This window comes from Saccharopolyspora flava (assembly GCF_900116135.1).
Classification (GTDB): domain Bacteria; phylum Actinomycetota; class Actinomycetes; order Mycobacteriales; family Pseudonocardiaceae; genus Saccharopolyspora; species Saccharopolyspora flava.
This window is the reverse complement of sequence record NZ_FOZX01000001.1, coordinates 167,273-192,671: the sequence shown is the minus strand read 5'-3', so window position 1 is coordinate 192,671 and position 25,399 is coordinate 167,273. Positions and strand designations below refer to the sequence as shown.

23 protein-coding genes are annotated in these 25,399 nt (G+C 71.9%); 11 read left to right on the top strand and 12 right to left on the bottom strand.

Going from position 1 to position 25,399, the window contains the following annotated elements:
• Position 1: 1 nt before the first annotated feature.
• Complete coding sequence (locus BM424_RS00785; protein ID WP_093412927.1) at positions 2-901, bottom strand: LysR family transcriptional regulator; 900 nt, start codon at positions 899-901, stop codon at positions 2-4.
• A gap of 125 nt (positions 902-1,026) precedes the next feature.
• Between BM424_RS00785 and BM424_RS00780 the strand changes: the two genes are divergently transcribed.
• On the top strand, positions 1,027-1,776 hold the full coding sequence (locus BM424_RS00780) for an SDR family NAD(P)-dependent oxidoreductase (RefSeq protein ID WP_093412925.1): 750 nt from the start codon (positions 1,027-1,029) through the stop codon (positions 1,774-1,776).
• Between the two features lie 58 nt (positions 1,777-1,834).
• On the opposite strand, the gene BM424_RS00775 is transcribed toward BM424_RS00780, so the two are convergent.
• The 3 genes from BM424_RS00775 to BM424_RS00765 form a co-directional block, all read right to left on the bottom strand.
• A complete protein-coding gene (locus BM424_RS00775; RefSeq protein WP_093412923.1) occupies positions 1,835-2,602 on the bottom strand; it encodes an SDR family NAD(P)-dependent oxidoreductase in 768 nt (255 codons plus the stop codon).
• A 132-nt stretch (positions 2,603-2,734) separates the two neighbouring features.
• Positions 2,735-3,700 carry an ABC transporter substrate-binding protein gene (locus tag BM424_RS00770; RefSeq protein WP_093412922.1) on the bottom strand — a complete coding sequence of 322 codons (966 nt, stop codon included), beginning with the start codon at positions 3,698-3,700 and terminating at the stop codon, positions 2,735-2,737.
• Positions 3,701-3,716: 16 nt separating this feature from the next.
• Positions 3,717-4,787, bottom strand: coding sequence for an LLM class flavin-dependent oxidoreductase (locus BM424_RS00765; protein ID WP_093412920.1), 1,071 nt, complete (start codon positions 4,785-4,787; stop codon positions 3,717-3,719).
• 111 nt (positions 4,788-4,898) lie between these two features.
• Between BM424_RS00765 and BM424_RS00760 the strand changes: the two genes are divergently transcribed.
• Entirely contained in the window at positions 4,899-5,351 is a 453-nt protein-coding gene (locus BM424_RS00760; RefSeq protein WP_093412919.1) for a cupin domain-containing protein, read from the top strand.
• Positions 5,352-5,603: 252 nt separating this feature from the next.
• Positions 5,604-6,134, top strand: coding sequence for a sigma-70 family RNA polymerase sigma factor (locus tag BM424_RS00755; protein ID WP_093412918.1), 531 nt, complete (start codon positions 5,604-5,606; stop codon positions 6,132-6,134).
• Positions 6,135-6,160: 26 nt separating this feature from the next.
• Here the strand turns inward: BM424_RS00755 and BM424_RS00750 are convergent, their stop codons facing one another.
• On the bottom strand, positions 6,161-7,981 hold the full coding sequence (locus BM424_RS00750) for an Hsp70 family protein (RefSeq protein WP_245775524.1): 1,821 nt from the start codon (positions 7,979-7,981) through the stop codon (positions 6,161-6,163).
• A gap of 147 nt (positions 7,982-8,128) precedes the next feature.
• On the opposite strand from BM424_RS00750, the gene BM424_RS00745 reads away from it, so the two are divergent.
• The 3 genes from BM424_RS00745 to BM424_RS00735 are packed head-to-tail and all read left to right on the top strand — an operon-like array spanning position 8,129 to position 11,162.
• Entirely contained in the window at positions 8,129-8,680 is a 552-nt protein-coding gene (locus tag BM424_RS00745) for a hypothetical protein (RefSeq protein WP_139273978.1), read from the top strand.
• A complete protein-coding gene (locus BM424_RS00740) occupies positions 8,671-9,336 on the top strand; it encodes a response regulator transcription factor (protein WP_093412913.1) in 666 nt (221 codons plus the stop codon). Before BM424_RS00745 ends, BM424_RS00740 begins: the two co-directional genes overlap by 10 nt.
• 5 nt (positions 9,337-9,341) lie before the next feature.
• Complete coding sequence (locus tag BM424_RS00735) at positions 9,342-11,162, top strand: hypothetical protein (protein WP_093412912.1); 1,821 nt, start codon at positions 9,342-9,344, stop codon at positions 11,160-11,162.
• Here the strand turns inward: BM424_RS00735 and BM424_RS00730 are convergent.
• The gene (locus BM424_RS00730) at positions 11,140-12,081 is read right to left on the bottom strand and encodes a sensor histidine kinase (protein ID WP_093412910.1); all 942 of its coding nucleotides are present in this window, start codon (positions 12,079-12,081) and stop codon (positions 11,140-11,142) included. The genes BM424_RS00735 and BM424_RS00730 overlap by 23 nt on opposite strands.
• A 152-nt stretch (positions 12,082-12,233) precedes the next feature.
• Between BM424_RS00730 and BM424_RS00725 the strand changes: the two genes are divergently transcribed.
• From BM424_RS00725 to BM424_RS00705, 5 genes are all read left to right on the top strand, one after another.
• Complete coding sequence (locus tag BM424_RS00725; RefSeq protein ID WP_093412909.1) at positions 12,234-13,358, top strand: 4-oxalomesaconate tautomerase; 1,125 nt, start codon at positions 12,234-12,236, stop codon at positions 13,356-13,358.
• A gap of 236 nt (positions 13,359-13,594) precedes the next feature.
• Positions 13,595-14,617, top strand: coding sequence for an amidohydrolase family protein (locus tag BM424_RS00720; protein WP_093412907.1), 1,023 nt, complete (start codon positions 13,595-13,597; stop codon positions 14,615-14,617).
• Positions 14,618-14,645: 28 nt separating this feature from the next.
• Entirely contained in the window at positions 14,646-15,329 is a 684-nt protein-coding gene (gene ligK, locus BM424_RS00715; protein ID WP_093412906.1) for a 4-carboxy-4-hydroxy-2-oxoadipate aldolase/oxaloacetate decarboxylase, read from the top strand.
• Positions 15,319-16,230 (top strand): amidohydrolase family protein, encoded by a 912-nt coding sequence (locus BM424_RS00710; RefSeq protein WP_093412904.1) that lies wholly within the window; start codon positions 15,319-15,321, stop codon positions 16,228-16,230. Before ligK ends, BM424_RS00710 begins: the two co-directional genes overlap by 11 nt.
• Before the next feature lie 27 nt (positions 16,231-16,257).
• Entirely contained in the window at positions 16,258-17,604 is a 1,347-nt protein-coding gene (locus BM424_RS00705) for an MFS transporter (RefSeq protein WP_093412902.1), read from the top strand.
• A gap of 753 nt (positions 17,605-18,357) precedes the next feature.
• Here BM424_RS00705 and BM424_RS00700 read toward each other — a convergent pair.
• From BM424_RS00700 to BM424_RS00675, 6 genes are read right to left on the bottom strand one after another with little or no spacing between them, the layout of a single operon-like run.
• Positions 18,358-19,827: a hydrogenase large subunit gene (locus tag BM424_RS00700; RefSeq protein WP_093412901.1), complete on the bottom strand. Its 1,470-nt coding sequence runs from the start codon at positions 19,825-19,827 to the stop codon at positions 18,358-18,360.
• Positions 19,824-21,287 (bottom strand): proton-conducting transporter transmembrane domain-containing protein, encoded by a 1,464-nt coding sequence (locus BM424_RS00695; protein WP_093412899.1) that lies wholly within the window; start codon positions 21,285-21,287, stop codon positions 19,824-19,826. Before BM424_RS00695 ends, BM424_RS00700 begins: the two co-directional genes overlap by 4 nt.
• Complete coding sequence (locus BM424_RS00690; protein ID WP_093412898.1) at positions 21,287-21,940, bottom strand: hypothetical protein; 654 nt, start codon at positions 21,938-21,940, stop codon at positions 21,287-21,289. Before BM424_RS00690 ends, BM424_RS00695 begins: the two co-directional genes overlap by 1 nt.
• Before the next feature lie 4 nt (positions 21,941-21,944).
• The gene (locus BM424_RS00685) at positions 21,945-22,892 is read right to left on the bottom strand and encodes a respiratory chain complex I subunit 1 family protein (RefSeq protein ID WP_093412896.1); all 948 of its coding nucleotides are present in this window, start codon (positions 22,890-22,892) and stop codon (positions 21,945-21,947) included.
• Positions 22,889-24,901 (bottom strand): proton-conducting transporter transmembrane domain-containing protein, encoded by a 2,013-nt coding sequence (locus BM424_RS00680; protein ID WP_093412895.1) that lies wholly within the window; start codon positions 24,899-24,901, stop codon positions 22,889-22,891. The genes BM424_RS00685 and BM424_RS00680 overlap by 4 nt, the downstream gene beginning before the upstream one ends.
• Positions 24,898-25,380 carry an NADH-quinone oxidoreductase subunit B family protein gene (locus tag BM424_RS00675; RefSeq protein WP_093412893.1) on the bottom strand — a complete coding sequence of 161 codons (483 nt, stop codon included), beginning with the start codon at positions 25,378-25,380 and terminating at the stop codon, positions 24,898-24,900. Before BM424_RS00675 ends, BM424_RS00680 begins: the two co-directional genes overlap by 4 nt.
• Between the last annotated feature and the right edge of the window lie 19 nt (positions 25,381-25,399).

Sequence of the window (25,399 nt, the reverse complement as noted above, 5' to 3'; positions counted from 1 at the left end):
GCTATCGGTCCACACCGCCGTCGATGCGGGGCCAGTCCTGTCGTTTCAGCTCGTCCAGCAAGGCGCTCTCCGCTCGGCCCGGTGTGCGGCGCACGCCCGCGAGCACTGGTTCCGACAGGGCTGGGTTGAGCGGTCGGGCCAGGTGCTCGAAGCCGTCCGGGATGGCGGAGGAGGGAGCGATGGCGACGCCGAGACCTTCTGAGGCGAGCCGCACCGCGGTCGAGATCTGCGACGCGCGGCCAACCGTGCGCGGGGCCAGGCCGCGGTCGGAGAGCAGTCGCGCCAGGTACTCGTCGAGCTTGCTGCTGCGCCGGTAGCGCACCCATCCTTCGCCTGCGAGATCGCCGAGGACGAGCGGCGCGTCCTGTTCGAGCAGCGGATGGCCCTCCGGCAGCACGGCGACGTAGGACTCCTCACCCAGCTTGTGCACGTCGAACAGGCATCCCGGCGGGATCTCGTGCACCAGGACCATGTCGAGCGTGCCCTGGCGCGCGAGGCGTTCCATGTCCGTCGGGTCGGGTTCTTCGTGAATGGTGACCTGCAGGTGTGGGTGACGGCGGCGCAGCTCGCCGAGCGCGCGCGGCAGCCGGCGGGTCCCGAGCCCCAGGTACACGGCGATGATCAGCTCGCCGGTCAGGTCGCCTTCGGCGGCGCGAGCGGCGGTGAACGCGCGCCGGGACGCGGTCGCGGCGACCTCGGCTTCGGCCAGGAACGCCCGCCCCGCCACGGTGGGCGTCATGCCGTGCTGGGTTCGCGTGAACAGGCGCACGCCGATCTGCTTCTCCAGGGTGCCGATCTGCTGCGACAGCGACGGCTGGGCCAGGCCGAGCCGCTCGGCCGCCGCCGTGATGCTGCCTTCCTCGGCCACGGCCAGCGCGTACTCGTACTGCCGCAGGTTCATCGGAAGCCACCTCGCTGAATAGGAAGATGCTATGCGGAGGATAGCAGTCTTCTCTTTGCGCCTATATGTCGAGCGTGCGTACTTTGCGGATGGCAAGCGGTGGTTCGTGCAGAAGAGGGAGAAACATGCGTCTCACCGACAAGGTCGCTCTGGTCACGGGCGGCGGAGCGGGCCTCGGCCTGGCGATCGCCGAGCGATTCGCCGCCGAAGGCGCCCACGTCTACATCACCGGTCGGCGGAGGGAGGTCCTCGACGCCGCAACGGCTTCCATCGAGGGGAAGGTCACCGCGATCGTCGCGGACTCCACGTCCTCCAGCGACCTCGACGGCCTGATCGACACCATCCGGGAGGAGAACGGACGCCTCGACGTGCTCGTCGCCAATGCGGGCATGATCGAGCGGGCCGACTTCGGCGAGGTGTCCGAGGAGCACTTCGACCGCACCTTCGAGGTCAACGCGCGCGGCACGATGTTCACCGTCCAGGCGGCGCTCCCGTTCATGCCGGTCGGCGGTTCGATCATCCTGGTGGGATCCGTTCAGGCGTCCAAGGGGCTGCCGGGATCGACGACCTACACCGCGGCGAAGGCTGCCGTGCGCTCCTACGCGCGCGTGTGGGCGGCCGAGTTCGGTGACCGCGGCCTGCGGGTCAACGTGCTGTCCCCGGGCCCGTTCGACACCTCGATCATCGATGGGCAGGCCGAGTACTTCGGGCAGGACCCGGCGGAGTTGCGCGCGCAGATGGCCACGCTCGTCCCGATGGGCCGACTCGGACGCCCCGAGGAGCTCGCGAGCGCGGCGCTGTTCCTGGCCTCCGACGACAGCTCCTTCATGACCGGCGCGGAACTCCCCATCGACGGCGGTATGGCTCAGGTGTGACCGGGTGCTCCGGCTGAACGACGGTGAAGGCCGGTGTCCCGGCCTTCACCGTCGTGCGTCAGCTCCGAAGACCGCCTGAGGCGGTGAGGCGTTCGCCGGTCACCCACGCGGCATCGTCGGAGGCGAAGAACACCGCGGCCTTCGCGAGATCCTCCGGTTGGCCCATGCGTCCCAGCGGCGTACGCTCGATCATGTCCTTCTCGGCGTCGCTGCCCATGAAACCCGCGGTGTGGATGCCCTCGGTCTCCACACCGCCCGGCGCGAGCGTGTTCACCCTGATCTTGCGCGGGCCGAGTTCGGCCGCCAGCACCCGGGTGAGGGCGTCGACGGCGCCCTTGCTCGCGGCGTAGACGGACATCCCGGGAACCGCGCGGGCGCTGTCGAGTGACCCGATGTTGATGACCGACCCGCCGTCGGGCCCGAAGTGCTTGAGCGCCTCCTGGATCGTGAGGACCGTGCCGAGCACGTTGACCGACAGCTGGCGCGAGATCTGTTCCTGCGTCGTGGTTTCGATCGGCTCCGGGTAGTACACCCCCGCGTTGTTGACCACGATGTCCAGGCGGCCGTAGGCGCGCACGACCTCGTCGAAGACGCGCTCGACGTCCCCGGATTCGGACACATCGCCCTGGGTTGCGACCGCCGCCCCGCCGTTGTCGCGGATGTGGCTCACCACCCGCTGCGCGCCTTCCGCGTCCGAGGCGTAGTTGACCACCACGGAGGCCCCGGCGTCCGCGAACTCCTTCGCGATGCTGGCCCCGATCCCCTTGGCGGCCCCGGTCACGAGCGCGACCTTCCCGCGCAACCTGTTCGAAGAACTCCCTGTCATGACAACCGTTTCTCCCGTCCGCGCACCGGACGTGCCCGGTGCTGCGACAGCGAGAGTTGGGAGGCAAAAGCATAGGCGCAAAGAGTCACTATGCATGTGATGTATAGGAGTCTCCTATACCGATGCCGGCGGCTATCCGGGGGTGGTGAGGGAGTTGTCGACGTAGTGGTGGAGGTTCTTGTGGCCGTGGAGGACTCCTGCTCTGGTCCAGGTGTTGTAGGTGGTTTGGAGTTGGGCGGCGAAGGCGTCGTCGACCGGGATTCGGCGGTAGGTCGCCTGTTCTGCTCGGATCTGGGAGGCGATCTCGACGGGTTGGCGGGCGAAGTGCGAGTACCAGTCGTCGAAGGCGGCGGGGTTCTGCTGGGCCCAGGTGAAGCTGCGGTCGACCCGGTCGGCGAAGTCGGCGATGGCCTTGCGCTTGGCGGGGTCGGTGAGGGACTTGTCGGTGGCCGACAGGACGTTGAGGCCGCTGTTGATGCCGGTGCCGTCGGTGAGGACCCGGGCGCCCAGCTCACCTCGGGTGCGGGCGGCGTAGACGCCCCAGGTGGCCCAGGCGTCGATGCTGCCGGTGGAGAACGCCGAGCTCGCGTCGGTCGGGGACAGGTAGTTCAGCGTGGCGTCGGACTCGCGGAGACCGGCCTGGGCGAGGGCGCCCAGCACCAGGTAGTGGGCGACGCTGCCCCGGGTGCTGGGGGAGATGCGCTTGCCCTTGAGATCGGCGAGGGTGCGGATCGGGCTGTCCTTCGGCACCAGGATGTAGGTGCCCTTGCCGCCGTTGTTCCACGCCGCGACCGCTTTGATCGGCGAACCTCCGGCGATGGCGGCGACCGTCGGCGAGTCGGCGGCGGAGCCGATGTCGACGGCGTCGGCGCGCAGGGCCTCGTGCAGGTTGGCCGCGGCGGGGAAGCGGGCCCACTCGATCTCGTAGGGCAGGTCGTCGAGGAGCCCGGCCGCGCGCAGGCGCGACTCGGTTTCGCCGGTCTGGTCGCCGACCCGCAGCACCGGCTTGTCCTCGCCCGCACCGCAGGCGGTGAGCGGGAGGACGGTGACGAGCAGGGCGACGAGCACGGCCAGGCGTGCGGGGAGGGACGACAACACCGGGGTCCTTTCGGGGTCAGCGGTTCGCGAGTTCCTGGCGGACCAGCGGCAGCAGGTCCTTGCCCCAGTCCACGACGTCCTCCAGCGGTTCGTAGCCGCGGATCAGCAGCGTCGTGACCCCGATGTCCACGTAGTCCAGCAGTGCCTTGGCGACCGTCTCCGGGCTGCCGACCAGGGCCGTCGAGTTGCCGGCCGCCCCGGTGGCGCGGGCCGGGGCCGTCCACAGCGCGCGGTCGTGGACCTCGCCCTTGCCCGCCGCGTCGAGCAGCCGCTGCGAGCCCACGCCGCGCTCGGCGGCCGGGAACGCCAGCATCGCGCCGGAGGACCCGGCGGTGATCTTGCCGAGGATCTCGTGCGCGCGCTGCCACGCCTCGGCGTCGGTGCGGCCGATGATCGGCCGGAACGACACCGAGAACCCCAGGTCGTCGGGGTTGCGGCCGTGTTCGGCGGCGGACTTGCGGACCGCGGCGATCTGCTCGGCGGTCTCGGCCAGCGGCTCGCCCCACAGCGCGAAGACGTCGGCGTGCTTGCCACCGACCCGGTAGGCGTCGGCCGAGGAACCGCCGAAGTAGATCGGCAGGGTCCCGTTGACCGGCTTGACCTCGGATCGGGCGCCCGCGACGCGGTAGAACTCGCCCTCGTGGTCGATCGGCTCGTCGGAGGTCCAGACGCGGCGGACGACGTCGAGGTACTCGTCGGTGCGGCGGTAGCGGGCGGGTTTGTCCGAGTAGTCGCCGTCGCGCCGCTGCTCGGTGTCGCTGGCGCCGCTGATGACGTGCATCGCCAGCCGTCCGCCGGTCAGCTGGTCCACCGTCGCGAGCTTGCGGGCCGCGAGCGTCGGAGCCACGAAACCCGGCCGGTGCGCGAGCAGGAACCCGAGCCGCTCGGTGTGCGCGGCGGCGTAGCTCGCGACCGCGAAACCGTCGGCGTCCCACGAGTGGTAGCCGATCAGGACCCGGTCGAACCCGGCTTCCTCATGCGCCTGGGCGAACCGGCGCAGGTAGTCGCGGTCGACGGCCGGTCCGGACGGCGGGCGGATCTCCGAGGTGTCGGCGGTGCGGATCATCCCCACGAACTCGACGGCCATCAGCCACTCCCCTCTACATCCCACATTGCGAAAAGAACGTCCCACAAGCTAGGGACGTGGCAGGGTGAGGGGCAAGGCCGACCACTATGTAGGAACAGCGAGGAGACGTCCTTGGCAGGCAACGACGACCGGCGCGACGGCACCGCGGACTGGCACCAGAAGCTCGAGCACATCCGGGGCGGCGGGCTCACCTCCGACACCAACCAGACCTCCGGGATGCGGCGGTTCGAGGCCATCTCCGGCAAGACCGTCGGTTCCGAGAAGCTGTGGATGGGGCGGACTCACGTCGGTCCGGCCACCAACTCCGGCGACCACCACCACGGCGAGGCCGAGACCGCCATCTACGTCGTGTCCGGGCACCCGGTGTTCGTCTTCGCCGAGGGCGAGGAGGAGGTCCGGCTCGAAACCGAGCCCGGTGACTACATCTTCGTCCCGCCCTACGTCCCGCACCGCGAGGAGAACCCCGATCCGGCGGAGGAGGCGGTGGTCGTCATCGCCCGCAGCACCCAGGAGGGCATCGTGGTGAACCTGCCGAGCCTGTGGGCCGAGGTCGACCGGACGTGACCGGTCCCACCCGTATCCGCCGGCGGGGTCGTGCGTTGAACCCGTCAACGCACCCCGTCGGCGGTGTGCGGGCGCCAGGTGGGGGATAGCCCTACCGCGGACTGCGGGTCAGCCTCCCTCGAAAGTGCGGGACAGCACCAGGGAACGGAGGGACAGACCCGACGACTCCCTTCGCGAAACGCGACAGCATTCCTCTTAAGACACGGCCGGGTAGGGCTTCCCGGATCACCCGTCGAGAGAGGAACAGCGCACATGGACACCAAGAACGCCGTTCGGCCCGTCGCCACCGACATGGACGGTGTCATCCGCGAGCACGGTGCCGCGCTGCTGTCCTACGCCACTCGGCTCACCGGTGACCGCTACCTGGCCGAGGACATCGTGCAGGAGACCTGGCTGCGGGCCTGGCGGCACGCCGATCGCCTCTCCAACGGCAATGGCTCGGTCCGGGGCTGGCTGCTGCGCGTGGCCCACAACGTGGCCGTCGACCAGCACCGCAGCCGCAAGGCGCGCCCCACCGAGGTCGCCTTCGAGAGCGAGGACCTGGCCAACAAGGCCGTGCAGTCCGCGCCCAGCGACGAGGTGGAGAGCCGGATGGTCGTCGACGAGCTGCTCGACCACCTGTCCCCGGCGCACCGCAGTGCGGTCGTCGAGGTCTACGTCACCGACCGCACGACGGCTTCGGCCGCGACCCACCTCGGCGTCCCGGTCGGCACGGTGAAGAGCCGCCTGCACCACGCGATCCGCTCGCTCCGCACCCGCGTCGCCACCCCGCTGGCCGCCTAGCGGGATGGCCGCTCCCGCAACGGTTCTCAGCTCAGGGCGTTGCAGGGGGTCGCGTCCGGGACTTCCGCTTCGACCCGGACGTTGGCGAAGGTGATGTCCATCTTGCGCTGCGACCAGACCAGGAACGGGGTGTTGACCCGCTTCGGGTCCAGGCCGCCGTCGACGAAGCAGGACAGCGGGATCTTCACCGTGGCGCGCTGCTCGCGCGGCATGCTCGCGAACAGGTGGCTGGCGGCGACCTCGGAGCGGCACGGGTATTCGCAGTGCATGCCGATCTTGGTGGTGTCGCCGACCGGTCCTTGGTGCACGACGGCGTCGAAGACGAGCGCTCCGCCGTTGGCCGAGTAGGCGGTGAGGTCGAGCGGGCCGCGCGGGCTGTTGGTCTGCAGGTAGACCTGGGCGGGCTTGTCGTCCAGCCACGTCACGCGGAGTCCCGCGTTGGCCGGGTCGTCGACGGCCTTGATGGCCGTGCCCTGCTCGGTTCCCTCGTCGAAGATGTAGGAACCGCCCCAGTTCGCGTCCGAACCCAGGTAGCCGGCGAAGGGTTCCAGGGTCTTTCCCTCGAAGACCTTCAGCGGACCGTCCGGCGGGGCGGGTTTCTGGGCCACCGCGCCCGGGGCCGTGTCCGGGGTGTTCTGGCCGGTGGCGTAGATCGTGGCGGCGACGCCGACGACCAGCGCGGCCGCGGTCGCCAGCGCGGGGATCAGCCACGGTCTGCGCTTGCGGTGCGACGTCCTCGGAACCTGGTGGGCCGCAACGGGTTCGGCGGTCTGATCAGGCGCGGGTGCCGGGCGCGGCTGGGTCGCAGTGCGAGCGGCGCCCAGCGCCACGGTGTACTTCGGGTGCAGGGTGACCCGGACCGGCTTGTTGAACTCCTCCGAGAGCATCTGCGCCACCAGCGGAACCCGCGAGGAACCCCCGGCCAGCAGCACCGCGGAGAGGTCCTCGGCGCGCAGCCCGGCCGACGCGGTGGTGCGGTGCAGGGCCTCGGTGGTCAGCTGCACCGAGGGCCGGATCATCTCGTTGAACTCCAGCCGCGTGATCGTCACGCCGCGGGGTCCCGACGGCAGCGGGATCGTCAGGTTCACGTCCGGCTCGGTGGACAGCTCTTCCTTGGCGCGCACGCACATCGCCTGGATCGTGCCCAGGGCCGAGGCCGCGCGCGGATCGGAGGTGTCGAGCCTGCCGATCGCGCCGCCCAGCTTCTGGTCGATGTGGGCCAGCAGCGCCTCGTCGAAGTCGATGCCGCCGAGGTGCTCGATGCCCTCCGGCGTGCCCAGGATCTCCATGCGCCCGCCGCGCATCCGCAGGATCGTGGTGTCGAAGGTGCCGCCGCCGAGGTCGTAGACGGCCACGACCTCGCCGTCCTCGAGCCTGCGCTCGGTGGAGTAGTGCGTCGCGGCGGCCTCGGGCTCGGTGATGAGGCGGAAGTCGTCCACACCGGCCAGTCGCGGCACCTCGGTGAAGTGCTCCTGCCGGTACGGGCCCCAGATCGCCGGGTAGGTCAGCGCGACCGAGTCCGGTGCGGCGCCCATCTCGGCGGTGACGACGTCGAGCACGGACCGCAGCTGGGCGGCCATCAGCGCGGCCGGGGAGTAGGCGGACCCGCCGAGCACGAGCGGCGTGGGGTCGCCGAGCCTGCGCTTGAAGTTCCGCGCGACCTGGGAAGGATCGGACACCGAGTCCAAAGCGGATTTTCCGGTCAGCAGTGTCCCGTCCGGGGCCGGGTGCGCTACCGACGGGATGACCACCTCGGGCGACAACGACACCATGCGGGTTCCGCCCGGGCCGCTGACCGCAGCCGAGGTGAACGAAGTCCCGAGGTCGATGCCAACGCCGTAACGCACCTTGTGTGCTCCCTTCGCGTCAGCAAAAGATAATCACAACTCCAGTCTCGTCAAGACTAGGCGAGTCCCGCTAGGGGAGGGATAGCCCTACCTCCGCAACGGGCTGGCACCCTTTTGCCAGGCCTCCGCGTGCGCGAGGCTGGGACGATGGTCGGGCGTGTGGGCAGGTACGACGTGCTGGGTGGCGGGCGGTTGCTGCCCGGCTGGCTGCGCGTTCCCGGCCGCGGAGCCGCGGCGTACCGGTTCGAGCTGGAACGCGCGCTCAACGACGGCCCCGCGGCGGGCTTGTCGGCGCTGGCGGTCGAGCTCGACCTGTTCTCGACGATGGTGGGGGACCTGCGGCTGACCTCCCGGGTGGAGGTGCTGCGCGAGCGGGTGTACGTGCTCATCGAGAACCTGCGCCAGCTCGGCGGCGCGCTGCACCCGCCGGTGCTCTCCGAGGGCCTCGAACCCGCCTGCGTGTCGGTGGCCGAGCGCTACGACCTGCGGCTCAAGCTCGATCTGCCGGAGCACGAGCTGTGCCAGGAGGTCCGGATGCGGACCGGTCTCCTGGTCGCCGACCACCTGCGTACGCTGGAGCCCGGTACGGCCGTGCGGGTACGAGTGCGAGGCAGGAGGGTCGTGCGGGTGCGCATCACCGAGCAACGACCGGGTTCGTCGGTCCGCCGGAACCTCCGGGCGGTGCTGCTGTGCGGGTAGCCATCGCGGAGGACGGCGCGCTGTTCCGGGAAGGCCTGGTCCTGCTGCTGCAGGCGGCCGGGCACGAGGTCGTCGGCTGCGTCGGCGACGGGGATTCGCTGCTGGGCGTGGTGGCCACCGAGCAGGTGGACGTCGCGGTGCTCGACATCCGGATGCCCCCGGAGCCCGACGGCGGGTTGACCACGGCGGAGAAGATCCGCGCCCGGCATCCCGAGATCGGTCTGCTGCTGCTGTCGCACTACGCCGAGACGCACTACCTGATGCGGGTTCTGGAGATCGGCGCCGAGCGCATCGGCTACCGGCTCAAGGAGCGCGTCGCCGGCGTGCAGGTGCTGGCCGACACCCTGGACCGGATCGCCGCCGGTGAGATCGTCATCGAGCCGACGCTGGCGAAGCGCCTGGTGGAGGCGCCGTCGAAGCGGGCCGACAGCCCGATCTCGACGCTGACCGAGCGGGAGCTGGACGTGCTGCGGCTGATGGCCGAGGGGCACGCCAACAACGCGATCGCCAAGGAGCTGTTCGTGTCCCCGAAGGTCGTGGAGAAGCACACCGCGTCGATCTTCACCAAGCTCGGCCTGCCCCGCGACCAGGCGATGCACCACCGCAGAGTCCTCGCCGTGCTCGCCTACCTGAGGTCGAGCCGGATCGAGAGCTAGTCCGCATGCGCAAGAACCGGCGTCCGCACGAGCTCGTCACCTCGGTCCCGCAGGACCGGCTGGCCGACGAGCTGGTGGGGCAGTTGGCCCGCACCGTGGGCGGGCAGGCCGCGTACTGCGTTCCCGCCGCCGACCGGCCGGAGGGCTACCAGGTCGTCGCCTCCTCCTCGGAGTCGATCCGCAGTGGACTGGAGCGCGACTCGTTCCGGGAACCCGTGCGCGGCGGGGGAGTTCTGCTCATCGCCGGGGCCCGGCGCTGGGGCGCCAAGGAGCAGGCGGCGGTGCGCGAGACCGCGGGCTGGCTGGCCGTGACCTCCGACGTGGCGCGGCTGCGCGCCGACCGCGACGAGGCCGACGAGCGGTTCCGCGCGCTGCGCGGCGAGGTCACCGCCGCGCGCGAGCGGCTCGCGCACGTGCGCGACCTGGAGCGGCGCAGGCTGGTGCGCTCGATCACCACCTCGACCCTGCGCGACCTCGACGATCTGCGCCGCAGGCTGCGGGGTTTCGGCGAGCAGCTCGCCGAAGGCGGTGAGATGGCCCGGATCTCCGAGATCGGGGCCGCCGTGGACGAGATGCTCGACACGTTCCGGACCGTCGTGCGCGGCGTGTACCCCGCGATGCTGCCGGACAAGGGACCGCAGGCCGCGCTGGAGGAGCTGGCGGCGACGCTGCCGCACCCGGTGCGCTTCACCGGTGATCTGGGCAGGCGCGTGGGCTGGCAGATCGAGTCCGGCTTCTACCACGCGGTCGCGGCGGTGCTGAACCTGCTGGCCGGGGACGGCATCCACCGCGACGACCCCGCCGTGGCGGTCGAGTTCGGCCGCGACGAGGAGCTGCGGGCGCGGCTGCGCGCCGACGTCGGAGTCCTGTCGGCGGCGGACCTGCGGGCCGCGCTGCACCAGGACGCCGAGCGGATCGGGGTGCTGGGCGGCGCGCTGGAGTGCGGGGTCACCGACGGGTTCGCGGTGGTGTCGGTGCGCCTGGCCGACCGGACCAGCTCGGCGATCACCTCGCAGGGCGAGGGCAGCGCCCTGTTCCAGCGGGTCTCCGACCTGGTCAAGCAGGGGCAGGAGGCCGCGGGCGCCGGACCGGCCCGGGCGCGCTGGGACGCCCTGGCCGCGCGGCTGGTGCAGCCGCCGCGACTGGCCGTGGTCGCCGACGCCGACGGCGCGGACCCCTCGGAGCTCGACAGCGCCTCGCTGCTCGGGGTGACCGTGGTGTTCGCCGAGGGACCCGCCGACCGCGAGCTCGCCGAGGAGCTGCTGGCCGACGACGGGCCTCGCGGCTCGGTCGACGCCGTGCTGTGCCGGGTCCCGCCGTCACCGGAGTTCCGGGCGGTGCTGCGCCGGGCCGCGCAGCGGGTCGAGCTGTCGGAGTCGGCGTGCGTGGACGACGTGGCGCGCAGGCTGGTGACCTGGGCTCCGGTGATCGCCGCGCGGCGGGCGATCACCTCCGCCCGCGGGCTGCTGCCGGGCCTGCCCGCCGATCACCCGCTGCGCTGGTCGGTGGACCGGATCGCCGCCGAGTCCCACGAGATCACCGAGCTGGACCTGCTGGACGAGCTGCTGGGCGGCGAGACGCGCCTGCTGCGCGGGGTCGCCGCCGACGCCGCGCGGCTGCTCGGCGCCGAGGGCACCGATCCGCGCTCGCGGCTGGGTCTGGAGCCGGAGGCCAACGACGAGCAGGTGTCGGTGGCCGCGCAGCGGGCCGCGCACCGCTGGCGGACGCACGCGGTCCGGCCGATCACCGGCGGTCGCGACGCGTCGGTCTGCGACGTGCTGATCCGCACCGCCGAGGGGTTGCTCAGCGGGGAACGAGCCCGATGATCGTGGTCCCCCGGCCCGGGCTGGAGCGGACGTCGATGCTGCCGCCGACGGTGGCCATCCGGGCCGAGAGGTTCGGCAGCCTGGCGCGGTCGGCGGCGAAACCGGGACCGTCGTCGGAGACGCCGAACTCCAGGCCCCGGTCGGTGTCGCGGACGACGACCGCGATGGCCGCGCCGGGGGCGTGCTTGTGGGCGTTGTTCACCGCTTCCAGGCACGCGAAGTACACGGTGGACTCGACCAGCGGCGGGTAGCGGCGGCGGAATCCCGTCGTGTCCAGGGTGACGTCGCTGTGCGCGGCGAGCTCGGCGGCCAGCGCGCCCGCGAGCCCCTCGGTGGACAGCGGGATCGGCAGGATGCCGGCCGCGGTGTCGGTGAGGGCCTTCTCGGCGGCGTCCAGTTTGGACTCCAGCTGGGCGAGCCGTTCCTCGGTGGCGCCGGTGTGCTCGACCAGCGCCATCGCCATCTTCAGCGCCACCAGGTGGTGCTGCGCCCCGTCGTGCAGGTCGCGTTCCAGGCTGCGGCGCTCCTGCTCCATCTCGACGGTGGTGCGCCAGCGGTCGTCGACGAGTTCGCGGGCGGCCGCGTCGCCGTCGCGGCGCAGCCGGTCGGTCTCGGCGGCCAGCCGCATCGCCAGCAGCGGTGGCCCGAGCGCGGTGGCCAGCGCGTCGAGGGGTCCGGCCGAGTCGGGGGCGACGGCGAGCAGCGCTTGTTCCTCGCCGTCGCAGGTGACGGGCTGGGTGTGCCACCGCTCGGCGCAGGCGCCCCACTGGTGGCGCTGGCCCGCGACGGTCAGCGCGCAGCCGGTCGCGCCGAGCGCGGTGCCGATGACCTGCGCCAGGGACAGCGCGTCGGGCGCGCGATCGAGGCCCGCGAGGTGGTCGCTGACGGCCTCGACGGCTCGCTTCTCCTGAGCACGCATCCCCTGAACGGTAGCTGCCCGTGCGGCGCCGATGGGTCGCGGCCGCCCAGAAGTGGTGCGCAATATCCGCACTGAATTTTGTCGAAAGGATTGTGAACAATCCTGGTCGTCGTCTAGGTTCGCTGGCACACCGAGATGAGGGAGGGGCGCCGATGCCCGCCGGTTCGCAGACCGCGATCCCGTGCCTGCTCATGCGAGGGGGCACCTCGCGAGGCCCGTTCTTCGACGAGCGCGCGCTGCCCGCCGACGTCGCCGCCCGCGACGCCGTGCTGCTCGCCGCCCTCGGCTCGCCCGACGAGCGGCAGATCGACGGCATCGGCGGCGGCCACCCGCTGACCAGCAAGGTCGGCATCGTCGCCCCCGGCACCCGGCCCGGCGTCGACGTCGAGTGGACCTTCGGGCAGATCCAGCCCGCCGGCGACACCGTCGACGTCACCGCCAATTGCGGCAACATGCTCGCCGCCGTGCTGCCCTTCGCCCTGGAAACCGGCATCGTCGAGCCCGCCGGCGACACCACCACCGCCCGGGTGCTCACCCGCAACACCGGCATGATCGCCGAGATCACCGTCCGCACCCCCGCCGGAGCCGACGGCGCGCGGCACGTGGAGTACGCGGGTCGGGCCCGCATCGACGGGGTGCCCGGCACCGCGGCGCCGATCGAGATCGGGTTCCTCGACACCGCCGGATCGATCGCCGGATCGCTGCTGCCCACCGGGCGGGTCCGCGACACCGTCGAGGTCGACGGGCTCGGGGACGTCGAGGTGACGCTCATCGACAACGGCCAGCCGCTGGTGATCGTCGCCGCCGAACGCCTCGGCGCCACCGGCTACGAGACGCCCGCCGAGATCGACGCCGACGACGGGCTCAAGGCCCGGGTCGAGGCGCTGCGGCTGGTGTGCGGCCGGGCGATGGGGCTCGGCGACGTCGGCGACAAGAACTACCCGAAGATGACGCTGGTCGCCCCGCCCGCGCACGGCGGCAGCATCAGCACCCGCAGCCTCATCCCGCGCGTCGCGCACCGGTCCATCGGCGTGCTGGCCGCCGTCACCGCCGCCACCGCCTGCGTGCTGCGGGGCAGCGTCGCCCACGACGTCGCCACCGGCATCACCGGGACCGAGCCGACGGTGTCCGTCGAGCACCCGAGCGGCGAGTTCAGCGTGACCCTCGGTCTGGACCCCGACGACCCGCAGCGCGTCGTGCGCTCGGCGCTGCTGCGCACCGCGCGGTTGCTGATGTCCGGCGACGTGCTCGTGCCGAGGGCGGCGCAGTTTTCATGAAAACTTCCCCCCCCACCCACCAAACGTCCCTCCCCACCCACCCGGAGGGAGCGTCCGGGGAAACGTCCCCTCGACGGGTCCCGGAGGCCCCGTCACCAGCGCGTTCTCCCGGTCCGGGGTTGTCGTTGGAACCTCGGTCTGGGGACGTGGTGGGGGAAGTTTTCATGAAAACTTCCCCCACCCCAGGAGACGAGCGGAACACCGGTGACATCGGAGAAGAAGAAGGAGCGTTGCGCGTGATCATCGACGTCCACGGGCACTACACCACCGCACCGGAACCGCTCGGCCGCTGGCGCGACGCCCAGGTCGCCGGTCTCGACGACCCGGCGCGGCGACCCGACCCGGCCGGGCCGGTCATCAGCGACGACGAGATCCGCGAGTCGCTGGAGACCCGGCAGCTCAAGCAGATGGACGAGCGCGGCATCGACGTCACCGTGTTCTCACCCCGCGCCTCGTTCATGGCCCACCACATCGGCGACTTCGAGACCTCCTCGACGTGGGCCCGGATCTGCAACGACCTGTGCCACCGGGTCGCCGAGCTCTACCCGCGCCGCTTCGCCTTCGGCGCGATGCTGCCGCAGTCGCCCGGCGTCGACCCGGCCACCGTGCTCGCCGAGATCGACCGCGTCGCCGACCTCGGCGCCGTCGCGGTCAACATCAACCCCGACCCCTCCGGCGGGCACTGGACCTCGCCGCCGCTGACCGACCGGCACTGGTACCCGGTGTGGGAGAAGCTCGTCGAGCTCGACCTGCCCGCGATGGTGCACGTCTCGACCAGCTGCAACCCGGCCTTCCACACCACCGGCGCGCACTACCTCAACGCCGACACCACCGCGTTCATGCAGCTGCTGCAGGGCGACCTGTTCGCCGACTTCCCCGGGCTGCGGCTGGTGATCCCGCACGGCGGCGGCGCGGTTCCCTACCACTGGGGGCGTTTTCGCGGTCTCGCGCAGGCGCTGGGCAAACCCGAACCGGAGGAGGCGCTGCTGGGCAACGTCTTCTTCGACACCTGCGTCTACCACCAGCCCGGCATCGACCTGCTGCTGGACGTGATCCCGCGCTCGTCGGTGCTGTTCGCCTCGGAGATGATCGGCGCCGTGCGCGGCGTCGACCCGCGCACCGGCCACCACTTCGACGACACCCGCCGCTACGTCGAGAACGCCGGGCTGTCCGCCACCGATCTCGCCGCCGTCGAGGAGGGCAACGCCCGCCGCGTCTACCCGCGCCTGGACGCCCTGCTCACCGCCCAAGGTCGCTGAAACCCGCTCTCGCTGAAGGGAATTCGTCGTGCAGGAACTCGGAGTCGTTCACACCGCCGTGCAGCGCGCCGACCGCGAGGCCGTCGAGGCCCTGTCCCGGTTCGGGGTGGCCACGGTGCACGAGGCGATGGGCCGGACCGGCCTGATGCGCCCCCACATCCGCCCCGTCTACGAGGGCGCGAAGGTCTGCGGCACCGCCGTCACCGTGCTGCTGCAGCCGGGCGACAACTGGATGCTGCACGTCGCCGCCGAGCAGGTGCGCGAGGGCGACGTGGTCGTCGCCGGGTGCACCACCGAATCCACCGACGGGTTCTTCGGCGAGCTGCTGGCCACCTCGCTGCGGGCGCGCGGCGCGCGCGGGCTGATCATCGACGGCGGGTGCCGCGACGTCGACGACCTGCGCGCGATGGACTTCCCGGTGTTCTCCCGCGCGATCAGCGCCAAGGGCACCGTCAAGGCCACCCTCGGCTCGGTCAACGTGCCCGTCGTGGTCGCCAACGCGCAGGTCAACCCGGGTGATGTCGTCGTCGCCGACACCGACGGCGTGGTCGTGGTGCCCGCCGCGAAGGCCGCCGAGGTCGCCGAGGCCGCCGCGAAGCGGGAGGCCAACGAGGCCGGCAAGCGCGAGAAGTTCCGGGCGGGCGAGCTCGGCCTGGACCTCTACGGGATGCGCCCTAAGCTCGCCGAGGCGGGGCTGACCTATGTCGACTGAGGTCACCCCGGGCTGGCTGCCGTTCCACCCGAACCCGAGCGCGCCCACCTTCACCCCGCCCGCCGGGGCCGTCGACGCGCACTGCCACGTCTTCGGCCCGGCGGCGGAGTTCCCGTTCGCGCCCGAGCGCAAGTACACGCCGGTCGACGCGGGCAAGGAGCGGCTGTTCGCGCTGCGCGACCACCTGGGCCTGTCCCGCAACGTCATCGTGCAGGCCACCTGCCACGGCAGCGACAACCGCGCCCTCGTGGACGCCCTGGAGTCCTCCGGCGGCCGGGCGCGCGGAGTGGCCACAGTGGACCCCGACGTCAGCGAGCAGGAGCTGGAACGCCTGCACGCCGCCGGAGTTCGGGGCGTGCGGTTCAACTTCGTCAAGCGGCTCGTCGACGCCGCCCCGACCGAGGCGCTGCGCACCATCGCCGCCAAGATCGCCCCGCTGGGCTGGCACGTCGTCCTCTACTTCGAGGCCCCCGACCTGCCCGAGCTGCGCGACTTCTTCGCCTCGCTGCCGGTGCCGCTGGTCATCGACCACATGGGCAGGCCCGACGTGAGCCGCGACCCCGAAGGACCCGAGTTCACCGGATTCCTCGACTTCGTCGCCGACACCGGCGCCTGGGTCAAGGTCTCCTGCCCCGAGCGCCTCACCCGGACCGGGCCGCGCGCGCTCGACGGCCAGCAGCACGCCTACACCGACGTCGTTCCCTTCGCCCGCCGCGTCGTGGAGACCTTCCCCGACCGCGTGCTGTGGGGAACCGACTGGCCGCACCCGAACCTCACCGACCACATGCCCGACGACGGCCTGCTGCTGGACCACGTCCGGCACATCGCCGTCACCGCCGAGCGGCAACGCGCGCTGCTCGTGGACAACCCGATGCGCCTGTACTGGCCCGACGAGGCCTGAGCGACGCCCTTCCCCCAGGAGACCGCAGTGCCGCACTCCGCCACGAACTCGGCCAACCGGCTCGACCGGCTGCCGATCTCGAAGTTCCACAAGATCACGATCGGCGCCCTGGCGTTCGCCTACTTCTTCGAGTTCGCCGACATCAACACCTTCGCCATCACCGCGCCCAAGGTGCGCGTGCAGTGGGGATCCGACGTCAGCCACATCGCCTACGTGACCTCGCTGTCGTTCGTGGGCATGTTCCTCGGCTCGGTGGTGGCCGGTGCGCTCGCGGACCGGCTCGGCCGCAAGCGGACGCTGACGCTGACCACGATGTGGTTCTCGGTGTGGTCGCTGGCCACCGTGTTCGCCTGGGACATGCTGTCGATGGGCGTGTTCCGCGTGCTGACCAGCGCGGGCCTGTCGGCGATGACCGTGGTGGCGGTGGTCTACCTCAACGAGATGTTCCCGAAGGCCCAGCGCGGCAAATACCAGGCCTACGTCATCGTGATCGGCATCTGCGGCACGCCCGCCACCAACCTCATCGCGTCCCTGGTGGTGCCGCTCGGCGAGCAGACCTGGCGCCTGGTGTACCTGTGGGGCGCGCTGGGCGTGCTGTTCCTGCTGTTCCTGCGCCGGCTGGCCGAATCACCGCAGTGGCTGGAGTCCCGCGGCCGGCACGACGAGGCCGAGACCGTGCTGCGCGGGCTGGAGGCCGAGGTCACCGCCGAGCACGGCGAGCTGCCCGCCGCCGCGGCACCCGTCGAGACCGAACCCACCGCCAAGCCCGGTCTGCGGATGCTCAAGGAGAAGCGGTTCCTGTTCCCGACGATCCTGCTGTCGGTCCTGTGGATCACCCAGACCATCGGCTTCTTCGGGTTCTCCTCGTGGGCCCCGACGCTGCTGGCCGCCGAAGGCGTCAGCGTCGAGGACTCCATCTTCTTCGTCGCCCTGACCACCGTCGGCGCGCCGCTGGGATCGCTGCTGGCCGCGCTGGTCACCGACCGCTTCGAGCGCAAGTGGTGCCTGGTGCTGTTCGGCCTGGTCATCGCTGGTTCCGGCCTGCTGTACGGGCTGACGTTCGTGCCGGTGATGGTCGTGGTGTTCGGGTTCATGGTGAACCTGTTCGAGCGCGGCTACACGGCCCTGGCCTATGCCTACTCGCCGGAGCTGTTCGACACCCGCGGCCGCTCGCTGGGCACCTCGATCTCCTACGGCATCGGCCGGCTGTCCAACGCCGCCGGCCCGCTCATCATCGCCGCCCTCTACAGCGGATTCGGCTACATGACGGTCTTCTACTTCATCGCAGGCACCTGGATCACCGGCGCCCTCGCCCTCGCGATCTTCGGCCCCGCCACCCGAAAACTCCACCAGCAGACCCCCGAACCCGTGTGATCACCCGAGCACAGCGGCCAGCCACCGCTGGAAGCGCTGTAAACGCGACCCACTACGGGTACGTTTCGCAACGGACGCGACCAAGACGACCCAAGCTTTGGTAGAGGCGACCCACTACGGGTACGTTTCGATAGGCAGTGGCAATTTCTTCTGAAATTGGCAGACCCCACAACGCGAGAAAACCCAAAGACGAAGACAATTTCTGGAGAAATTGCCACTCCGCACGCAAGCAGCTCGACCCCGCGAAGCGATCCCGAAGAACCCCGTGGGGGTGGTGACAGTTTTCATGAAAACTTCCCCACCCCACGGGGTCTCTCCGTGGAGGGGACTCCCAGCACTCGAGGTGGCTGAGCTGGGATTTTGGGGTCCCGTCGTGTGGGTGGAGTGACAGTTTTCATGAAAACTGTCCCGTCCCCTCGGGGGTCGTCTTGGGAGCGCTTCGCGGGGTGCTTCGGGTAGGTGCGGAGGGGCAATTTCGTCCGAAATTGGCTTCGTTTCGCGGTTTCCTCACGTCACGCGGTCCGCCAATTTCAAACGAAATTTCCCCTGCCTTTCGAAACGTACCCGTAGTGGGTCGCCTCTACCAAAGCTTGGGTCGTCTTGGTCGCGTCCGTTGCGAAACGTACCCGTAGTGGGTCGCGTTTACCGATCCCCTCCCGAACCCCCGCGCGGCGCGGCTTTCGTCGTCTTCGCCCTGGCCGTGCTGCTCGTGATTCCCTCGTTCCTGCGGACTGTGACACCCGAGGTGGTGGGTCAGAGGTCGTTGCCCGCGTAGGAGAGGTTGAAGCTCTTGTTGGTCAGCGGGAAGTCCGGGACGATCGTGTCGGTCAGCGCGACCGGGAGCGCGGGCCAGTTGAAGAAGCTCGGGTCGACGATCTTCACCCGGGTCAGCACGCCGTCGCGGTCGAGCTCGACGCGGTGCGCGATCGTGCCCCGCCAGCCCTCGACGAGGCCGGTGCCCGAGCGCGGCTCGGGGGTCTCCGGCAGCGGGACCTGCGTGAACCCGCATCCCGGGAGGAGTCGGGTGATGAGGTCGACGGAGTCGGCGAACTCGGTGGCGCGGACCTGGAACCGCGACAGCACGTCGCCGTCGACGACGGCGTGCCGGGCGCGCGGCCGCTCCTCGGCCAGGAACGGGTGGTCGTGGCGGGCGTCGACGTCGTGCCCGCTGGCGCGGGCCACGCAGCCGAGCGTCCTTAGGTCGAAGGCCTGCTCCGCGGTGAGCACGGCGGTGCCGGTGAACCGGTCGCGCACCACCGTGTGCCCCAGCGCGAGCTCGACGATCTCGGCGACGTCGGCGGCGATCTCGGCGAGCTCGGCGGGATCGGGCAGCGACACCGGGGCGACCCCGCCGACGACGACCGCGCCGCGCAGCAACCGGTGCCCGGTCGCGGCGTCGTTGAGGCGCAGCAACCGCTCCCGGACGCGTTGCGCGTGCGCGTTGAGGATCCCGTGGCCGACGTCGTTGCACAGCGCGCCCAGATCGGTGACGTGGTTGTAGAGCCGCTCCAGCTCCAGCAGCACCGCGCGGGTCCGCTGCGCGCCCTGCGGGACCTCCACCCCCAGCGCGTCCTCGACGGCCAGGCAGAACGCCAGCGCGTGCCCGACGGTGGTGTCGCCGCTGACCCGCTCGGCCAGCTCCAGCGCCCGCTCCGGGCGGCGAGACTGGAACAGCTTCTCCAGTCCTCTGTGGACGAACCAGAGGCGGGCCTTGAGGTTCAGGATCGTCTCGCCCACCACCGAGAACCGGAAGTGCCCCGGCTCGATCATCCCGGCGTGCACCGGGCCAACCGGGATCTCGTACACCCCGGGCCCTTCGACGCTGCGGAACGGGTACGGACCGGCGACGTCCCCGAACTCCGGCGGATCCCCGGCGTCGGCGAGCATCGGGTACCAGCCCTGCGGCCAGTGGAAGTGCCGCACCAGCCTGCGCGGCAGCGGGTGATCGGTGGGCACGATGCCGAACAGGTCGCGCATCTCGCGCTCGAACCTGCCCGCGGCGAACGACATCCCGGCCAGGCTCGGGACCTGCGGGTTCTCCCGTTCCAGGGGCACGTGCAGCTCGATCCGGCGGTCCGGGCCCGCCGCGGTGAACAGGTACACCGCGCGCAGCCGGTCGCCGTCGTCGTGGCCCGCCACCAGCGCCACCCGGAAACCGGCCGCCAGCAGATCACCCGCCTCGGTGGGCAGCTGCGCGGGCTCGACCGTCCTAGGGCTGTTCATCGTGCTCCCACCACCGCGTCGGCCGCCAATCGCAACAAGGTCTCCAGAGGGCCGGCCGTCACGCCGAGCACCGCGCAGGCCAGCAGGCCGCCGATCAGCGCGATCCCGGTCGACCTCGGAAGTCGTGGAACCGCAGCGGAGTCCGGCTCGCCCAGCAGCATCCGGGCGGTGTGCCCGACCAGCGCGGCGGCGATCACCAGCACCAGGACCAGCGCCACCGCCGTCGCCCAGCCCAGCGGTCCGCTGAAACCGGCCCGGGCGATGCCGAGCTCGCTGGCGAACAGGCTGAACGGCGGCAGTCCGATCAGCGCCAGCACGCCGAGCGCCATCGCCCCGGCCAGAACCGGCTGCCGTGCCGCCAACCCGCGGACCTCGTCGATCCGGCTGGTGCCGGTGAGCTGCAGGACCCGGCCCGCGCCGAGGAACAGCACGCCCTTGGCCAGCCCGTGCCCGAGCACGTGCAGCAGCGCCGCGGCCAGCGCCGCCGGCCCGCCGATCGCCGCGCCCAGAGCCACCAGCCCGAGGTGCTCGATGCTGGAGTAGGCCAGCATCCGCTTGTAATCCCGCTGCGCCAGCAGCAGCGAGGCCGCCACCGCGAGCGAGGCCAGCGCCATCACCACCAGCAGCGCGCGGGCGAACCCGGTGCCCAGCGCGACGTCGGCGATCGCCTTCACCCGCAGGATCGCGTAGAACGCCACCGACAGCAGCACGCCCGACATCAGCGCCGACACCGGTGCCGGAGCCTGGCTGTGCGCGTCGGGCAACCACGCGTGCAGCGGCGCCAGACCCGCCTTCGTGCCGAAGCCGAGGACGAGCAGCGCCACCGCGATGCGGGTGACCCCGGGGTCGAGCCCGGCGGCGTGCTCGGCGAGCCCCGCCAGGTCCAGGCCCGCGTCGCCGGGGGCGTGCGCGGAGGCGTAGTTGAGCAGAAACGTCCCGAGCAGCGCCAGCGCGATCCCGGCCGAGCAGATCACCACGTACTTCCAGGCCGCCTCGACCGCCGCCCGGGTCCGGCGCTGCCCCACCAGGAACGCGGTGACGATCGTGGTCGCCTCCACCGCCACCCACAGCACGCCCAGATCGGCCGCCAGCACCGCCAGGACCATCGCCGCCAGGAACAGCTGCACCAGGACGCCGTGCCGGGTCGCGGTCCGCGCGCTCGCCCGGCCCGCGGCGATCTCGGCGCGCAGGTGCGCCGGGGACCCCACCGCCGAGAGCACGCCGACGGCGCCGATCACCAGCAGCATGAACGCCGAGAGGGCGTCCACCCGCAGCGATCCGCCCCACGCCGTCACCGGCCCCGAACGCGCCACCCCGACGGCGAGACCGATCGCGGCGGCCAGGATCAGCGCGGCGCTCACGACACCGGTCCACGCCGCGGCCCGGTTCCACCGCAGCGCCGCGCAGGCGATCGAGGCCAGGACCGGGACCGCCACCGGGACGAGGATCAGAGTGGTCATCAGTCGCGCAGCTCCCGCAGCTCGTCCAGATCGGTGTCGCCGAACGCCTCGCGCATCCGGGAGATGAGGATGTGCAGCACCAGCACCGCGAACAGCACGTCCAGCGACACCCCGAGCTCCACGATCAGCCCCGCACCGGACGTGGTGAGGAACCCGGCGGCGGTGATCCCGTTGTCCAGCAGCAGGAATCCCACCAGCTGCGACAGCGCGTGCCTGCGCGTCACCAGCACGAAGAAGCCGATCAGCACCACCGCGATCGCCACCGGGATCGCCCGCGTCGCCGGGGACGGGGCCAGCGCGATCAGCGGCTGCGACATGCCGTGGGCCAGCAGCGTCAGCGCCGCCGCGGCCAGCAGCGACGCCGCCACGTTGACCAGCGGGCGCGCCTCCCGCCGCTGCTCACCGACAACCAGCGCGCGGTGCAGCAGCACCGGCAGCGCGCCCGCGCGCAGCAGCAGGACGCCGGCCGCGACCAGCCACAGCTCGGCCGAACCCTCGTGGGAGGCCAGGATCGCCACCAGCACCGCCAGCGCCACGCCCTGGGCGGCGAAGACGCGGATGATGATCGACAGCTCCCGCCGCCACAGCACCAGCACCGCGGTGAGCAGCAGCGCCCCGCAGGCCAGGTTGAGCAGTTGCACGTACACCGTCATCTCCTCAGGCCAGGAAGAACGAGGCACCGACGGCCAGCAGGGCCAGCAGGAACGACCCGGCCAGCAGCTCGGGGACCCGGAACAGCCGCAGCTTCGCCAGGAACACCTCACCGGCGGCCAGCGCGGCGCCCAGCAACCCGACCTTGACCACCAGCGCCACGACCCCGCCCAGCAGCGCGAGCGGGGTGAGCGATCCGGCCACGCCCCACGGCAGGAACAGGTTGGCCAGCAGACCGAGGAACACGCTCAGCCGCATCGCCGAGGCCCACTCGATCAGCGCCAGGTCCCGGCCCGAGTACTCCAGGATCATCGCCTCGTGCACCATCGTCAGCTCCAGGTGCGTGGACGGGTTGTCCACCGGCAGCCGCCCGGTCTCGGCGATGATCACCACGCTCAGCGCGACCGCGGCCAGCAGGCTCACCGGCGAGAGGACCCGCGCCGGGTCGTGCTGCACCGACGAGACGATCGCGGCCAGGTTCGTCGAGCCCACCGGCACCGACAGCGCGAAGATCGCCACCAGCAGCGTGGGCTCGACCAGCGCGATGATCGTCATCTCGCGGCTGGCGCCCATCCCGCCGAACGCGGTGCCGGTGTCGAGCCCGGCCAGCGCCAGCGTCGCCGTGCCCATCGCCAGCAGCGCCACCACCGCGAACAGGTCCGCGACCGGGTTCAGCGCCGACGCGGTGGTCACGAACGGCGCCACCACGGCGACCACCAGCGACGTCGCCACCAGCACCAGCGGCGCGACGCGGAACACCTCGCTCGTGCCGCGCGGCGTCAGCGACTCCTTGCGCAGCAGCTTGCGCAGGTCCCGCCACGGCTGGCCGATCCCGGCGCCGGCGCGACCCTCCAGCACCGCGCGGACCTGCCGCATGAGGCCGACCAGCAGCGGTGCTCCGGCGGCGATCAGCACCCACTGCACCGCGCCGCCCACCAGACCGAGAGCGCTCATCGGGTCACCGCCAACACGATCAGCACCGCGCAGGCGGTGTAGAAGCCGTAGCCGAGGTAGCGGTGCACGCTGCCGTTGGCCAGCCGCCGCCCGGCCCGCCCCCACGCGTCCACCAGGGCGAGAACCGGCCGGTAGAGCCGCTTTTCGATGCGATCGGGCACCGCGCGCCGGTACTCCACGGCCGCCACCAGGTAGCGGGACTCCTCGTGGTGGGTGACGTCGACGTCCTGCTCCGGGCGCACCACGTCGTCGAAGACCCGCTGCAACGGCTCGGCGAACGACGTCGCGGTGTACTCCATCCGCGGCGACATCGGGCCACCGCCGCAGTCCCACAGCCGCGCGGCCCGGCGGGCGCGCCGCGCGGCCACCAGCCGGACCGCGACCAGCACCAGGACGGCGGCCGCGACCAGCGAGATCGTCAGCATCAGCGGCGACAGCGCGCCGGTGATGCCCTCCAGCCGCAGCGTGATCGTCCCCGAGATCGCGGGCGAGGCCGCGCCGAGCGCGGTGTTCGCGGCCGCCGCCACCGGTCCCAGCGCGAGCGCCGGAACAAGGGCCAGCGCCGCGCACGCGACCCCGGCCAGGACCATCCCGGCGAGCATGCTCGGCGGGCTCTCGCGCGCCGATTCCGCGCCCGGGCCGCGGGGTTTGGCGAGGAAGCCGACGCCGAAGGCCTTCACGAACGTCGCCACCGCCAGTCCCGCGGTCAGCGCGATCGCCGCCACCGCCACCGGCAGCACGATCGCCTCCACCGGGCCCGGTGCGGGCAGGCCGTGGACCAGGGCCTGCAGCAGCAGCCACTCGGAGACGAACGCGGTTCCCGGCGGCAGCGCCGAGGCCGCCAGCGCGCCCCAGCCGAACGCCGCGGTCGTCACCGGCATGCCCGCGCGCAACCCGCCGAGCGCGTCCAGGTCGCGGGTGCCGGTCGCGTGCAGCACCGAACCCGCCGCCAGGAACAGCAGGGTCTTGAACGCCGCGTGGTTGAGCACGTGCAGCAGCGCCGCGACCAGCGCCAACCCGGCCAGCACCCGGTTCCCGGAGGAGGCGAAGAGACCGGCCGCACCCACTCCGACCAGCACCAGGCCCATGTTCTCGGTCGTCGACTGGCCCAGCAGCCGCTTGAGGTCGGTGCTCATCGCCGCCTGCAGGATGCCGTGGACCGCCGAGAGCGCGCCGAGCGCGAGCACCAGCAGCCACCACCAGCGCTCGCCGCCGCCGAGCAGGTCGAAACCGACCCGGACCAGGCCGTACACGCCGAGGTTGACCATCGCCGCCGACATCAGCGCCGACACGTGGCTCGGCGCCTCCGGGTGAGCGCGCGGCAGCCAGGCGTGCAGCGGCACGATCCCGGCCTTGGAACCGAACCCGGCCAGCGTCAGCGCGAACACGACCCCGCTCGCGGCGGGGGAGAGGTGGGTTCCCCGGAGTTCGGCGAAGGAATCACCCGGCGCGTGCGCGACGAGCACGAGCAGTCCGATGAGGACGGTCACGAAACCCAGGTGCGTCATCACCGCGTACCACACGCCCGCCGAGGCGACCTCGGGCCGGCGCCGGTGCTCGGCCACCACCAGCAGCAACGAGGTCAGCGCCATCAGCTCCCAGCACACCAGCAGGGTGCCGGCGCTCGACGCCGCCGGGACCAGCAGCATCGCCACCACGAACAGCGGCAGCACCGCCTGCGCGGGCCGCGAGTCCAGCCCGTGCCGGGAGTAGGAGACGCCGTAGACGCCCGCGGCCACCGCCACGGCGCCGGTCACGGCGACGAACAGGCCGCCCAGCGGGTCCAGCGCGAGCTGAAAACCCGCCAGCGGCAGCAGGAACGGGAACGCCGCCGCGAACGGCTCGCCGGTCGCGGCGGCGCCCCCGGAGACGATCCCGGCCGCGCCCGCCAGCGCCGTGCCCGCACCGACCAGCGCCGGGCGCACGCGCAGCGGGGCGATCAACGCCACCAAGGCGCTCAGCAGGCCCGCGGCCGCGGCCGTGCCCAGACCCGCTCCGGCGAGGTTCATCGGCCCGTCAGCTTCCGCAGGCCCTCGACGATCTGCTCCGGGCGCGGCGGGCAGCCGGCGATCTCCAGGTCGACCGGGACGACGTCGCGCACCGCCCCGGCCACGCCGTAGGCCTCGGCGAACACGCCGCAGTTGCGGGCGCAGTCGCCGACCGCCACCACGGCCTTCGGGCCCGGGACGGCGTCGTGGGTGCGGCGCAGCGGCTCGGCCATGTTGCGCGTGACCGGGCCGGTCACCACCAGCGCGTCGGCGTGCCGGGGCGAGGCGACGAGGCGGGCGCCGTAGCGCTCGGCGTCGTGGACGGGACCGAAGGCGGAGCCGATCTCGACCTCGCAGCCGTTGCAGGACCCGGCGTCGACGTGCCGGACCTGGACCGACCCGCCCAGCTCGGCGGCCACCGGGGGCCGGTCGCCGGACGGCGGTTCCGGTGCGGGCTCGGCCACCCGCCCGGTTCGGCGAATCTTGCGCCACAACCCCATCCCGCACCTGCCTCGGTTC